Genomic DNA, 12,517 nt, shown 5'->3' with positions numbered 1-12,517 from the left:
GCGCGCGCAATGTCGAATTCGGCGGCGTCGGCCACGTGGCGCTCGGCAGCCATCCGGGCGTGCTGGCCGAGGTGATGGGCGAGATCGGCGCGCTCGCCCGCACCGGCGAGCCCGAGCCCGGGCCGTGATACAGTCGCGGTTTGCCGATTCCCGGGGGGCGCAGTGGCCGCACGCATTCTCATCATCGACGACGATACTGACCAAGCCGCGCAGATGGAGGCGCTGCTGCGCAATGCCGGCCACGCGGTGTGCCGCGCACGCGACCTGACCGGCGCGCTGCAGGCGGCGCGCGAGCAGGCGCCGGACCTGGTCGTGTGCGATCCCGTCCCCGTCGCTGGCCTGGCCGTGCCGCTGCGTGCGAGCGCGGCGCTGTCCGGCGTGCCGCTGCTGGCAGCTCCCGGCCCCGGCAGCGCGTCCACCGCATTGCTGGCCGCAGGCTTTGACGGTTATATCGCCAAGCCGATCGAGCCTGACAGCTTTGTGGCCGAGATCGAGGCGTTCCTGCCGCCGGCGCCAACGCTGCTGGTGGTCGATGACGACCGCTTCATGCTCGACCTGCTGGCCGACATGCTGGCGTCGACCGGTTGGCGTATCCTGCTCGCGCAATCGGGCGACGAGGCGCTGGCCCGGCTGGCCGGCAACGACGTGCAGGTCATGCTGTCCGACCAGTGCATGCCGGGCATGAGCGGGGACGAGCTGGCCGCGCATGTGCGACGCCAGTATCCGCACATTTGGCGCATCATCCTGTCCGCTCAGAAGGAGGAGGGGGCGATCGGGGCGGCATTGGCGAGCGGCGCGGCCGACCAGTACCTGGCCAAGCCATGGAACGCCGCCGCGCTGCGCGCTGCGCTGCACTCGGCGTTCCGGCAACAGCGCCTGCGCTCAGGTTCCGGACCGGCTGTTTAGCGGCGCGATACGCTGCCAGCCGCGTTGGCGGGCCGCCCCTGCCGGTGTCGCCAAAGGAGTGTTGGTGTTATGCTTGAGGATGACCAGATAACCGCCGTCATCCATGCTACAAAAAGCTCCCCGCCGAACCCGTGAACGCATCCTTGAACTGTCGCTCCGGCTGTTCAACGAATTCGGCGAGCCGAACATCACGACGACCGTCATCGCGGAAGAGATGAACATCTCGCCCGGGAACCTGTACTACCACTTCCGCAACAAGGACGACATCGTCAATTCGCTGTTCGCCCAGTTCGAGGCGGAGATCGAACGCATGCTGACCGTGCCGGCCGGGCGCCGCTCGAACATGGAAGACGTGTGGCTGTACCTGCACCTGATGTTCGAGCTGATCTGGCGCTACCGCTTTTTCTACCGCGACCTGAACGACCTGCTGTCGCGTAACCGCAAGCTCGAACTGCACTTCAAGGCCATCCTCGCCCACAAGATCAAGGTCGCGCGCCAGCTGTGCGAGGACCTGCGCAGCGAGCAGTCGCTCGAGGCCACCGACCAGCAGATCGGCGCGATGGCCACCAACATGGTGGTGGTCGCGACCTATTGGCTGTCGTATGAATACGTGCGCAATCCGCGCCGCTACAGCGAGCAGCAGGCGATCGCCGATGCGCTGGCGCGCGGCTGCTACCAGGTGCTGTCGATGCTCGGTCCCTACCTGCGCGGCGACACCCGCGTGCTGTTCGAGAAGCTGTCCGGCGAGTTCCTGAAAAAGCTCTCCGACGAAGGGCGCGGCGCCCTCGAGTTCCTGTAACGTCATTTTCCAAGGATTTCATGAAATCGATCGCAGTCTATTGCGGCGCCTCGCTGGGCGCCAAACCCCTGTACGCAGAAGGCGCGCGCCTGCTGGCGCGTGCCCTGGTCGAACATAACATCGGTCTGGTCTACGGCGGCGGCAAGGTCGGCCTGATGGGCGTGATCGCGGACGAAGTCCTGCGCCTGGGCGGCGAGGCCACCGGCGTGATTCCGCGCGCGCTGCTCGAACGCGAGGTCGGGCACGAAGGCCTGACCCGGATGTTCGTGGTCAAGGATATGCACGAGCGTAAGGCGATGATGTCGGACCTGGCCGAAGGCTTCATCGCTATGCCGGGCGGGATGGGCACGCTCGAGGAGCTGTTCGAGATGGTGACCTGGTCGCAGCTGGGCATCCATGCCAAGCCGATTGGCCTGTTCAACGTGAACGGCTTTTACGAGGGCCTGGTGTCCTTCGTGGGCCACCTGCAAGAGGAAGGTTTCGTGCGGCCGCAGCACGCGGCCATGCTGCATGTGGAGCGCGATCCCGACGTGCTGGTACGGCGCCTGGTCGATGCCGCGGTGCCGGTGCTCGATGCCGGCTTGAGGCCCTGATCCCGACGTTGTCGCGCCAAAGCGACATTGTTAGCGCAACCGTGTCTGCTATTTCTCAACCTCATCCACATTCTCTTGTGCCAAGATAACAGGTCAGTACGCCCTCGCTGGGTGCAGATGAGGACCAGACGAATGGAAAGACGGACCTGTCATGGATGTATCGACCATCCCCCTGCCGCCGGTGCGCACCGATGAGCGTCTGGTCGTGCGTGATCGGCAGACGGATGAGCCGCTGCCGAACGTGCGGTATGTAGCCCACTTGAACGATGGCCGCAGGTTCGATGGCGTCACCGACGAACATGGCTGCACGGCGCTGATCGTGAGCGACAAGGAGGAGCCGGTGTATTTCGTCTTCTTTCATGATGGCCAGTTGGACTGAGCGCACCCCGCCGGCTACTTCAGTCTGGGCGCAAAAAAACGGGCCTGAGCATGCGCCCGGCCCGCGCTGAACTGGTAGAAGGTTTTGCTTATTGGGTGACAGGGGAAAATGCCGGATGATGGCGCCAGCACGGCCTTATTCTTCCTTGCCGCCCTGGCGGCTGCCCTTGGCCGCCGCTGCAGCCGCTGCTGCGGCCCGGTGAGCCGACTGCCGGCTCTCGCCGCCTTTGCGGCCGATGTCGGCCATGTGTGCACGGTTGCGGCTGACTGCCTCGCCGCCTTTTTGTCCCGCACGGCGTGCTTCTTCCGAATCGAATTCGTGTGCCGTTCCTTTTTGGTGTGCAGCCTGGCCGCCCTTGCTGGCGATCTCGCGCTGCTGGTTCTGGTCCATCGCAGCGAAGCCGCGCTTGGCCGGAGTCTTTTGTGCGGGGCCGCCCGGACCGGCCGCGCCGGCCGCGCCTTTGCCGCTTTCCTTACCTGTCGCCATATCGATCTCCTTGTGTGCCCATGGTGTCAAAGTTGGACGCTGCGAGCGCAGCACTAATGCGCTCGTGGGTTAGAGAGGCCGCCATTTCAATAGTTCCGCCGCCTAGTTGGGCGGGCGCGGCGAGCGCCGCGAGCCGCCGTGCGGTTCGAACGTCTCGATCGAGGCGGGCGAGGACAGGTCTTCCTCCAGCTGCTCGCGGCGCGCCGTGAGCAGCAACGCGAGGGCCGCCAGGTCGATGCCCGCGGCACGTGCCGCCGCGAACATCTCGCCTTCCTCCTTGTCGATGTGGTGGGCGATTTCCTCGCCCAGCACAACCACGGTGGCGTCGAAGTGATCGTCGCCCGGGTACATCACTTCGAGCTGGCTGATCAGCTCGCGCGCGCCCGCATGCTCGACGTCGGCCTCGTCCATCATGTCGGCATCCAATTGCGCCGCGCGCAGCGCCGGATAAAAGATTTCTTCTTCCAGCATCGTGTGCAGCGTCAGCTCGTAACAGATTTCATCCACCAGCTCAGCCTTGCGTTCGTCCTCGTCCTCGATGGCGCGCAGTTCCTCGAATTGGCGCAACAGGGCGCGCACCTTCTCGTGTTCGGTCCGCAGCAGCTCGAGCGCGTCCATGGCGCTACGGCGCCGTTCGGGTCTGACCATCGGCGCCCCCTGTCAACCGGCGTTGCGCGCGGCGCTGCCGGCGGCGTTTTCGGCCGCGGTGGCCGAGGCGGAGGCGCTGCGCACCATCTGGTCGGCCATGGCGCTGGCGCTGCGGCTCGCTTCCGAAATGCTGGTCTCGGCACTCCTGGTCAAGTCCACCTGCGCGCCCGCCAGCACGCCCATGAGCTGCTGCTGGTAGGTGCGCAGGTGTTCGGTCGCCGGCTGCAGCCCGTTCATCGCCGTCGAGGTCATCTGGAACGGGTCGGAGCACTGCATCATCGAGCGCCCCATGTTCATCGAGTCTTCGATCATCTGCTGGGCCAGGTGCATGTTCAGTTCGCTCAACTTGCGCATCGAGTCGTAAGTTTTTTGCGTCAGCTCGGACAGGAAATTGACCTGTGATTCGAGGTGCCCCCTCAGGGCAGGGTTGTTCGGGTAGGCTTGCATGTTTTCCTCTAGGTAAAATTCATTGGACACCCCTTTCTGCGGCCTGCGCTCGCGAAAGAGCTTGCGATAGGACGTTGTTTGATGCCCCAAGTTCGCCGAATTTGCGGGGTACGCAGGTTCAGTCAAGTGGCAGGGGCGCCGCCTGGCGGGCGGGCCAGCCGGTGACCCGTTGGTATGAATGGATGATTTCGCCATCCCGTGCGACAATAGCCGGCTAGCCCGACCAACCACCTGAGTGATCCATGACGTATCCGGAGTACATCCTGACCCTGTCGTGCCTGGACCGGCGCGGTATCGTCCATCGCGTGTCCGGCTTTTTGGCCGAACACGGCTGCAACATCATCGATTCGGCGCAGTTCGGCGACAGCGAAACCGGCATGTTCTTCATGCGGGTGCATTTCGCGCTCGAACACGAGGCGATCGGCGACGCTGTGTTGCGCGCCGGTTTTGCCGCACTGTGCCGCGAGGCGGGGATGCAGGGCCAGCTGCACGACGCGCATAAAAAGCCGCGCGTGCTGATCATGGTCTCGAAGATCGGCCACTGCCTGAACGACCTGCTGTTTCGGTACAAGAGTGGCCTGCTGCCGGTCGAGATACCGGCGATCGTGTCGAACCACATGGATTTCTACCAGCTCGCGGCAAGCTACAACATTCCGTTCCACCACCTGCCGCTGGCCAGCGGCGCAAGCGAAGAAGCCAAGCTGGCCCAGGAGGCGCGCTTGCTGGAGCTGCTCGACACCCACCAGGTCGACCTGGTGGTGCTGGCGCGCTACATGCAAATCCTGTCGCCACAGCTGTGCGAAGCGCTCAAGGGCAGGGCGATCAACATCCACCACTCGTTCCTGCCCAGCTTCAAGGGTGCGCGTCCCTACGCACAGGCGCACCGGCGCGGCGTCAAGCTGATCGGCGCCACCGCGCACTTCGTGACCGGCGACCTGGACGAAGGGCCGATCATCGAACAGGACGTCGAACGGGTCGACCACGCGATGGAGGTCGAGGAACTGACCGCCATCGGGCGCGACGTCGAGTGCGTGGTGCTGGCGCGCGCGGTCAAGTGGTTCGTCGAGCACCGCATCCTGCAAAACGGCGACAAGACCGTCGTCTTCAAGTAACCAAGGAAAGCAGCATCAATGGCCCTCAAGGCAACCATCTACAAGGCAGACCTGCAGATCGCGGACATGGACCGCAACTACTACCAGGAACACGCGCTGACGATCGCGCGCCATCCGTCGGAAACCGACGAGCGCGTGATGATCCGCGTGCTCGCGTTCGCATTGCACGCCGACCCGGCGCTGACCTACACCAAGGACCTGTTCGACGTCGACGAGCCGGCCCTGTGGCAGAAGGACCTGACCGGCGCGATCCAAACCTGGATCGAGGTCGGCCAGCCGGACGACAAGCGCCTCATGAAAGCCTGCGGGCGCTCCGAACATGTGTTCGTGTACAGCTACAGCGCCACCAGCCACATCTGGTTCAAGCAGCTCGCCGGCAAGGTCGATCGCGCGAAAAACCTGACCATCGTGAACATCCCGTCCGAAGCAAGCCAGCAGCTGGAGAAGATGGCCAAGCGCACAATGCAGCTACAATGCACAATCCAGGACGGCCAGGTATGGCTGACCGACGGCACGGAAACGGTATTAATCGAACGCGAAATCCTCAAGGGCGGCAAGTAGGAGGCTATAATCAAAAACATGAAACCGACGAAGATTGTTGCGCTGGCTGCGGCCGCGCTGTTTTCAAGCGCCGCACTGGCCCAGGTTGTGGTGACCGACCCCTGGGTGCGCGCGACGGTGCCGGCCCAAAAGGTCTCGGGTGCCTTCATGCAGTTGCGCTCGCCTACCGACGCGCGCGTGGTGGGCGTGCGCTCGCCGGTGGCGGGCAACGCCGAGCTGCACAAGATGGAGATGCAGGGGCAGTCGATGAAGATGCGCGCCGTGGACGCGATCGACCTGCCTGCCGGGCAGACCGTGACCCTGGGACCGGGCGGCTACCACGTGATGCTGTTCGACCTGAAGCAGCAGCTCAAGGAAGGCGAGACGGTACCGCTCACGCTGGTGGTGGAAGACCGCCAGCACAAGCGGCAGGAGGTGCAAGTCGAGGCGCCGGTCAAGCCGCTGGGATACGTTGCGCCGGGGGGGCGCTAGTAGTACTGAACCGTAGGGTGTGCAGCTTTGCTGCGCACGCGGATTGCGAGCACCGCCAACGGTTCAGCCGACAGGCTCCCGAGACGTGATCGCCGAGCGCATGCGCACACGGTTCGCGAGCGCCGCGTAACGAAGCTGCAACCGCAGGTCAGCACGCGGTGACCGCGTGCGCAGCAAAGCTGCACACCCTACGGTGTACGCTGGCGCCTGCGTTTTTCCTTTTACCGCGGCGCGTCGCCGAGCCGCTTCACATCCCCCGACCCCGCCACCGACCTGCTCAGCGCCGGATCGCCGTAGTACTTGATGTCGCCCGATCCGGCGATTTTCACCGCCAGCGTCTTGGTCGCCCACGCCGTGGTGTCGCCCGAACCGGCTACCTTGACGCTGACGTCTTCCGCCTTCACCCGGCCCACGTCCACATTGCCCGATCCGGCAATCTTCACCGACACTTGCCGTGCGTTGCCGCTGCCGGTCACTAGCGCGCCGCTGCCACCCAGGTTGATCACCAGCGCGTCAGTGTCCACGCCCTTGACACTGATGTTGCCCGAGCCGCCGATGTGAAGGTCCAACTTGGGCGCGCGCAGCGCGTCCGCACTGACCGAGCCCGAACCGGCCACGTTGAGACGGTCGATCGTGCGCGCCTGCACCACGATCCTGAGCGTGCGCGTGTTCAGGTTCAGGTTGCGCCGCGACGGGCGGATCTTCAGCATGCCGTCCTCGACCACCGTTTCCACCAGCGGCTGCAGGTTGTCGTCGGTCTCGACGGTCACGCTTTCCGAATTCCCGATGCGCAGCTCGACATTGCCCGGCACGTCCAGCGACAGGCCCTGGAAGTGGCCGACCTCGCGCGCTTGCGTGATCACGCGGCCGCTGCCCTGGACTTTTTCGCCCCAAAACGAGAACGCCAGCGCTTGCGGCACCGGCGCGGCGAGGGCGACGGCGCAGGCGGCCAGCAGCAGGCTGCGGCGTCGTTGGGTGAAAGTATTGTTCATGTTGTTCTCCCCTGTACGAAATGAATGGATCAGCAAGTGCTGGTAGCAACATCTTAGCCAAAGCGATCCCGGCAGTGCCGCCAAATTGCGACAAATTGCAGCAATGGCGCGCCAGGATGCGCATTGGCGGGGTTGTTTGGTGCTGCCTGTTTCATTTGCCTTCCTGCATCATTGTGCTGCTTGTACTACAATCCTCCACTTTTTTTGGGTGAAAGCTCGGTTCTGCCGAGCCAAGAAAGTGCAATGAATCTGGTTTTGTTGTTGATGGCGTTTTGTGTGGGTGTCGCGTTTTCGGTGCAGGCAGCGGTGAACAGCCAGCTGGCCATGGCGATCGGCGCCAACTCGGTAGGTGCGGCGCTGGTGTCGTTTTTGTGTGGGACGGTGGTGCTGGCGGCGGTGGCGACCGCGCGCGGCGGTGTGGGCGAGGCCGTCTCGGCAGCGTTCAGCCAGCCGTTCTGGAAGCTGTGCGGTGGTTTTCTCGGCGCGTCGTTCGTGTTTGGTACGGTTTTCCTGGCCCCACGCATCGGCATGCTCAATTTGGTGGTGCTGGTGATCGCCGGCCAGCTCCTCATGTCGATGGCCATCGATAACTTCGGCCTGGTCAGCATGGCCGTGCGCAAGGTGTCGGGCTTGCGCATGCTGGGGGCGCTGGTGATGGTGGGCGGCGTCGCGCTGACCCTGTTCGGCGACCGGATCAGCGCCGCGCTGTCGCGCTGACCGGCGTTTGCCCGCCGGCGATGCGCACCGGCTGGTTGTCGACCAGCGAGTCAGGCGGATTGACGATGATCTCGTCGCCCGGACTGACCCCGCTTACTACCTCGATCTCGGTCCCGAAGTCGCGTCCCGGCTGGATCGGGCGCAGCCTGGCGCGGTTGTCCGCGCCGACGGTGGCGACGAACAGTCCGCTCCCGCGAAAAATGAACGCACTGGACGGAATCCGCGGTGTTCCCGATACGCCCGGCAGGCTGAAGTGGACATCTGCATAGGAACCAGGCAGCAGTTCACCCTGCGCATTGTCGACCTGTAGCTCGGTTTGCAGGGTGCGCGTGGCCGGGTCGAGCGCGTCGGCCGTGCGCACCACGGTGGCGGGCCAGCGGCCAGGCTTGTCGGCAAACTGCATTTCGCCCATCAGGCCCGGCTGCATGCTGCGGGCGAACGGCTGCGGCACCTGCACATAGATGCGCAGCCGGCGCGCATCGGCGATGCTGAACAGCGGCGCATTACTGGTGATGAGGTGGCCGATATCGGTGCTGCGCGCCGTGATCGTGCCGTCGAACGGCGCCACCACGCGCTGGAAGTCGCGCAGGTCGCGCAGCCGCAGCAGGTTGGCCCTGGCCGACGCGGTGAGCGCGTGCTTAGCCGCGAAGTCGCCCGCCTTTTCGTCGGCGTCCTGGCGCGAGACGGCCTGGGTCGCCAGCAGGCTGCGCCAGCGCTCGTTGGTGGTGTGGGCCAGGCGCTCGTTGGCCTCGGCGGTGGCCAGGTCTGCCTGCGCCTGCCTCAGCTCCTGGTCCACTTCCGGCGTGTCGATCTCGGCCAGCAGCTGTCCTTCCCTTACCCTGGCGCCGATGTCGACGTACCAGCGTTTGAGATAACCAGTGGTGCGCGCATAGACCGGCGCGTCGGCATACGCCTGCACGGTCCCCGGCAGCACCAGGTTATCGCCGCCGGTGCCGGCACGCACCCGGGTCACGGCGACCAGCGTCACGCCGGTCTCTTGCGCCCGCTTTTCCAATGCGGCGCGCGCGTGCAGCCGGACCGCGATGCCCCATGCGGCAATCACGGCAAACAGCAGCACCAATGCGGCGAGGAGCCGCTTGAGTCCCTTCGGCACATGCTTTGCACTCGTCTGCGCCGGGTTATCCACGGGCGTCTCCCGCGCCGCCGCGGCGCTTGGCGCGCCAGCCGTGGATGATGGCGAACACGGCGGGGACGAACAGCAGCGTGGACACGGTGGCGAACAGCAGCCCGCCGATGACGGCGCGGCCGAGCGGCGCGTTTTGTTCGCCGCCTTCGCCCAGGCCCAGCGCGAGCGGGAACATCCCGATGATCATCGCCAGCGCCGTCATCAGCACGGGCCGAAAGCGCGTGTAGCCGGCGCTGTGGGCGGCAGTGACGGGGTCAATGCCGTGCTCCATGCGCTCGCGCGCAAAGCTCACCAGCAGGATGCTGTTGGCGGTGGCCACACCCATGCACATGATGGCGCCGGTCAGCGCCGGCACGCTGATCGGCGTGCCGGTTGCGAACAGCATCCAGACGATGCCGGCCAGCGCCGCCGGCAGCACGGTAATGATAATCAAGGGATCGAGCCAGGACTGGAAGTTCACCACGATCAGCAGGTAGATCAGCACCACCGCGGCCGCGAGCCCCAGCTGCAGGCCGGTGAACGAGGCGTTCATCGTCTCGACCTGGCCACGCACCACCAGCTCGCTGCCGCGCGGCAGGCCCTTGCGCGACTGGTCGACCACCTGCTGCACCGCGTTTGCCACCGAACCCAGGTCGCTGTCCTCGACCCGGGCGAAGAGGTCGATGGTCGGCTTGACGTTGTAGTGGCTGATCACCGCCGGCCCGACGCCGCGCGACACGGTGGACAGGTTGGCCAGCAGTTGCGAGGTGCCCGAGCCGGGATCAAGGGAGGTGATCGGCGTCGAGCGCAGGTCCTGCAGCGTGGTCAGCCGATACTGCGGGGCCTGGACCGCGACGTTGTACTGCACGCCGGTCTTGGGATCGGCCCAGAAGCTGGGCGAAGTCTGGAAGCTGCCGGACAGCGAGACCAGCAAGTCGGTCGCCACGTCGCGCTGGGTCAGCCCCACTTCGGCCGCCTTGCTGCGGTTGACCTCGACGTCCAGCTCGGGGTAGTCGAGCGCCTGCTGGATGCGCAGGTCGGCCAGTCCCGGTATCTTGCGCAGCTGCTGGTACAGCCGGTTCGCGAACGCGCGGTTCGCCTCTTGGTCGAAGCCGACCACCTGCACGTCGATCGGGGAGGGCAGGCCGAAGTTCAGGATCTGGGTCACGATGTCGGCCGGCAGGAAGGCGAAGGTCACCGAGGGAAAGGACTCGTTCAGTTTGCGGCGCAGCAGGCGTTCGTAGTCGTGCGTGCTGTGGTGGTCAGCGCTCAGCGAGATCAGGACGTCCGCGTCGCCCGGCCCGACCGGCGCTGAATTACTGGAGGCGAGGTTGATCGCACTGTTCGGCAGGCCGATGTTGTCGACCATGTTGGCCAGTTCGTTGGCGGGAATGACCTGGCGGATCACTCGCTCGACCCGGTCGCACAGCGCGGCGGTTTCTTCGATCCGGGTGCCGGTGGGCGCGCGCAGGTGCAGCTTGATCTGGCCGGCGTCCACCGACGGGAAAAAGTCGCGCCCGAGCCAGGGCAGCAGCAGGAACGAGAGCGCCACAAAGCCGAGAAAGGCAAGCACGAAGCCCCGGCGCCACGCCAGCACCAGTCCCAGCGTGTTCTGATAGCGATCGCGCAGCGATTCGAAGCCGTGTCCGATGCGCTCTTGAGCCCGCGCGAACACGTTCCCGCGCGGCGCAGCCTGCTCCTGCGGCTTGTGCGCGCGCAGCCAGTATTTGGCGAGCGTTGGCACCAGCGTGCGCGACAGCCCGTACGACGCGAGCATGGCGAAGATCACGGCTTCGGCCATCGGCACGAACAAAAAGCGCGGCACGCCCTTCAGGAAGAACATCGGCACGAACACGATGCAGATCGCCAGCGTCGCCACCAGCGCCGGCACAGCGATCTGCTGCGCGCCGTCCAGGATCGCCTGCTCGACCTCCTTGCCCTGTTCCAGGTTCCAGTTGATGTTCTCAATCGCGACCGTCGCGTCGTCGACCAGCACCCCGACCGCCAGCGCCAGGCCGCCCAGCGTCATCAGGTTGATGGTCTCGCCCAGCGCCGACAGGCAGATGAGCGAGACCAGCACCGACAGCGGAATCGAGATCGTGATGATCAGGGCGCTGCGCCAGGACGCCAGGAGCAGCAGGATCATGAGCCCGGTGAGGGCGGCGGCGATAGTCGCCTCGCGCACCAGGCTGCTCACCGCGGCGCGCACGAACAGCGACTGGTCGCCGGTGGTGGTGATGTTCAGCGCCGGCGGCATGCTGGCCCGGATGCCTGGCAGCAGCCGATGGATGCTGTCGACCACGTCGAGGGTGGACGCGGTGCCGGTCTTGACCACGCTCATCAGCACCGCGCGCTGGCCGTTCACGCGCACCATGTTGGTCTGGGGCGCCGATCCGTCGTGCACATGCGCCACGTCGCGCACAAAAGTGATGGCGTTGCCGCTGGAGCGCACCGGCAGATTGTTCAGTTCCTCGATCTGGAGCGGGCTCGAATTGAGCTTGATGTTGTATTCGAAGTCGCCAATTTTCTGGGTCCCGGCCGGCACGATCAGGTTCTGCGCATTGATCGCGGCCACCACGTCCTGCGCCGACAGGTTCCTGGCGCGCAGGGCTGGCGGATCCAGGTCGACCTGGACCTGGCGCTGGCGGCCGCCGTACGGAAACGGCAGCGAGGCGCCCTGCACGGTCGAGAGGGCCGTGCGGATGAAGGTGTTCCCAAGGTCGAACATCTGCGCCTCGGACAGCTCGCCGCTGGTCAGCGCGAGCTGGAGGATGGGTACGCTCGACGCGTTATACGTGATGATGATCGGCGGGTTGGTGCCGGGAGGCGTAAAGCGCAGCTGGGTCTGCGAGATTCCGGTGATCTGCGACAGGGCGAGGTCGAGGTTGACGTTGGGCCGGAAGTAGTACTTCACCAGCGCCGTGCCGGACAGGTTTTGCGACTCCGTGCGCTCGACGTCATTGACCACCGTTTGCGCGCCGCGCTCCGAGAACGAGACGATGCGGTTGGCCATGTCTTCCGGCGGCAGGCCGGTGTAGGTCCAGATCACGTTGACGATCGGGATCCGGATCTCGGGAAAGATATCGGTCGCGGTGCGCAGGATGGCGAAGGTGCCAGCCAACACGATCAGCAGCGCAAGCACGATGAACGTGTACGGCCGGCGCAGCGCAACCCGAACAATCCACATGGCCTTTCTCCTGGCCCGGCTGGCGGGCCGAACCGGCATCACTCAGGCTGGCCCTCGCGCCATCCGTCAGGGTATTGTAGTTTTTTGCGCGAG

At 65.3% G+C, this 12,517-nt stretch carries 14 protein-coding genes; 8 read left to right on the top strand and 6 right to left on the bottom strand.

Features of this window, described 5'->3' with window-relative positions; translation table 11 throughout:
- Positions 1 to 162: 162 nt before the first annotated feature.
- The 4 genes from E4O92_RS13360 to E4O92_RS13345 all read left to right on the top strand — a co-directional run bounded on the left by E4O92_RS13360 (position 163) and on the right by E4O92_RS13345 (position 2,677).
- Complete coding sequence (locus E4O92_RS13360; RefSeq protein WP_135190224.1) at positions 163 to 906, top strand: response regulator transcription factor; 744 nt, start codon at positions 163 to 165, stop codon at positions 904 to 906.
- Between the two features lie 103 nt (positions 907 to 1,009).
- Entirely contained in the window at positions 1,010 to 1,705 is a 696-nt protein-coding gene (locus E4O92_RS13355) for a TetR/AcrR family transcriptional regulator (protein WP_135190225.1), read from the top strand.
- A gap of 20 nt (positions 1,706 to 1,725) precedes the next feature.
- Entirely contained in the window at positions 1,726 to 2,298 is a 573-nt protein-coding gene (locus E4O92_RS13350) for an LOG family protein (protein ID WP_135190226.1), read from the top strand.
- 151 nt (positions 2,299 to 2,449) lie between these two features.
- The gene (locus tag E4O92_RS13345) at positions 2,450 to 2,677 is read left to right on the top strand and encodes a hypothetical protein (protein WP_135190227.1); all 228 of its coding nucleotides are present in this window, start codon (positions 2,450 to 2,452) and stop codon (positions 2,675 to 2,677) included.
- Positions 2,678 to 2,812: 135 nt separating this feature from the next.
- Here E4O92_RS13345 and E4O92_RS13340 read toward each other — a convergent pair whose 3' ends face one another.
- From E4O92_RS13340 to E4O92_RS13330, 3 genes are all read right to left on the bottom strand, one after another.
- On the bottom strand, positions 2,813 to 3,163 hold the full coding sequence (locus E4O92_RS13340) for a KGG domain-containing protein (protein ID WP_135190228.1): 351 nt from the start codon (positions 3,161 to 3,163) through the stop codon (positions 2,813 to 2,815).
- Between the two features lie 102 nt (positions 3,164 to 3,265).
- Positions 3,266 to 3,811, bottom strand: a complete 546-nt coding sequence (locus E4O92_RS13335; RefSeq protein WP_229483335.1) for a hemerythrin domain-containing protein — start codon at positions 3,809 to 3,811, stop codon at positions 3,266 to 3,268.
- A 12-nt stretch (positions 3,812 to 3,823) separates the two neighbouring features.
- On the bottom strand, positions 3,824 to 4,258 hold the full coding sequence (locus tag E4O92_RS13330) for a phasin family protein (protein WP_167759781.1): 435 nt from the start codon (positions 4,256 to 4,258) through the stop codon (positions 3,824 to 3,826).
- A gap of 242 nt (positions 4,259 to 4,500) precedes the next feature.
- Here E4O92_RS13330 and purU point away from each other — a divergent pair, with 242 nt between their 5' ends.
- From purU to E4O92_RS13315, 3 genes are read left to right on the top strand one after another with little or no spacing between them, the layout of a single operon-like run.
- Positions 4,501 to 5,370, top strand: coding sequence for a formyltetrahydrofolate deformylase (gene purU / locus E4O92_RS13325; RefSeq protein ID WP_135190230.1), 870 nt, complete (start codon positions 4,501 to 4,503; stop codon positions 5,368 to 5,370).
- An 18-nt stretch (positions 5,371 to 5,388) separates the two neighbouring features.
- Positions 5,389 to 5,931: a YaeQ family protein gene (locus tag E4O92_RS13320; protein ID WP_135190231.1), complete on the top strand. Its 543-nt coding sequence runs from the start codon at positions 5,389 to 5,391 to the stop codon at positions 5,929 to 5,931.
- Between the two features lie 18 nt (positions 5,932 to 5,949).
- On the top strand, positions 5,950 to 6,402 hold the full coding sequence (locus E4O92_RS13315) for a copper chaperone PCu(A)C (RefSeq protein ID WP_206076864.1): 453 nt from the start codon (positions 5,950 to 5,952) through the stop codon (positions 6,400 to 6,402).
- Between the two features lie 221 nt (positions 6,403 to 6,623).
- Here the strand turns inward: E4O92_RS13315 and E4O92_RS13310 are convergent, their stop codons facing one another.
- Positions 6,624 to 7,394, bottom strand: a complete 771-nt coding sequence (locus E4O92_RS13310; RefSeq protein WP_135190233.1) for a head GIN domain-containing protein — start codon at positions 7,392 to 7,394, stop codon at positions 6,624 to 6,626.
- A 243-nt stretch (positions 7,395 to 7,637) separates the two neighbouring features.
- Here E4O92_RS13310 and E4O92_RS13305 point away from each other — a divergent pair, with 243 nt between their 5' ends.
- On the top strand, positions 7,638 to 8,111 hold the full coding sequence (locus E4O92_RS13305; protein ID WP_135190234.1) for a DMT family transporter: 474 nt from the start codon (positions 7,638 to 7,640) through the stop codon (positions 8,109 to 8,111).
- Here E4O92_RS13305 and E4O92_RS13300 read toward each other — a convergent pair.
- Both E4O92_RS13300 and E4O92_RS13295 read right to left on the bottom strand, forming a co-directional pair.
- The gene (locus E4O92_RS13300) at positions 8,089 to 9,258 is read right to left on the bottom strand and encodes an efflux RND transporter periplasmic adaptor subunit (RefSeq protein ID WP_206076865.1); all 1,170 of its coding nucleotides are present in this window, start codon (positions 9,256 to 9,258) and stop codon (positions 8,089 to 8,091) included. The genes E4O92_RS13305 and E4O92_RS13300 overlap by 23 nt on opposite strands.
- Positions 9,251 to 12,424 carry an efflux RND transporter permease subunit gene (locus E4O92_RS13295; protein ID WP_135190235.1) on the bottom strand — a complete coding sequence of 1,058 codons (3,174 nt, stop codon included), beginning with the start codon at positions 12,422 to 12,424 and terminating at the stop codon, positions 9,251 to 9,253. The genes E4O92_RS13300 and E4O92_RS13295 overlap by 8 nt, the downstream gene beginning before the upstream one ends.
- Positions 12,425 to 12,517: the final 93 nt, after the last annotated feature.

The organism is Massilia horti (assembly GCF_004614195.1).
Taxonomy (GTDB): Bacteria; Pseudomonadota; Gammaproteobacteria; order Burkholderiales; family Burkholderiaceae_D; genus Telluria; species Telluria horti.
The sequence above is the reverse complement of the archived record's forward strand: the minus strand, read 5'-3'. Positions and strand labels throughout refer to the sequence as shown.

Bases quoted from the DNA above. Each gene is read 5' to 3' on its own strand.
- E4O92_RS13305 (WP_135190234.1), top strand. From the start codon at position 7,638: ATGAATCTGGTTTTGTTGTTGATGGCGTTTTGTGTGGGTGTCGCGTTT.
- E4O92_RS13355 (WP_135190225.1), top strand. From the start codon at position 1,010: ATGCTACAAAAAGCTCCCCGCCGAACCCGTGAACGCATCCTTGAACTG.
- purU (WP_135190230.1), top strand. From the start codon at position 4,501: ATGACGTATCCGGAGTACATCCTGACCCTGTCGTGCCTGGACCGGCGC.
- E4O92_RS13310 (WP_135190233.1), bottom strand. From the start codon at position 7,394: ATGAACAATACTTTCACCCAACGACGCCGCAGCCTGCTGCTGGCCGCC.
- E4O92_RS13340 (WP_135190228.1), bottom strand. From the start codon at position 3,163: ATGGCGACAGGTAAGGAAAGCGGCAAAGGCGCGGCCGGCGCGGCCGGT.
- E4O92_RS13320 (WP_135190231.1), top strand. From the start codon at position 5,389: ATGGCCCTCAAGGCAACCATCTACAAGGCAGACCTGCAGATCGCGGAC.
- E4O92_RS13330 (WP_167759781.1), bottom strand. From the start codon at position 4,258: ATGCAAGCCTACCCGAACAACCCTGCCCTGAGGGGGCACCTCGAATCA.
- E4O92_RS13335 (WP_229483335.1), bottom strand. From the start codon at position 3,811: ATGGTCAGACCCGAACGGCGCCGTAGCGCCATGGACGCGCTCGAGCTG.
- E4O92_RS13315 (WP_206076864.1), top strand. From the start codon at position 5,950: ATGAAACCGACGAAGATTGTTGCGCTGGCTGCGGCCGCGCTGTTTTCA.
- E4O92_RS13345 (WP_135190227.1), top strand. From the start codon at position 2,450: ATGGATGTATCGACCATCCCCCTGCCGCCGGTGCGCACCGATGAGCGT.
- E4O92_RS13350 (WP_135190226.1), top strand. From the start codon at position 1,726: ATGAAATCGATCGCAGTCTATTGCGGCGCCTCGCTGGGCGCCAAACCC.
- E4O92_RS13295 (WP_135190235.1), bottom strand. From the start codon at position 12,424: ATGTGGATTGTTCGGGTTGCGCTGCGCCGGCCGTACACGTTCATCGTG.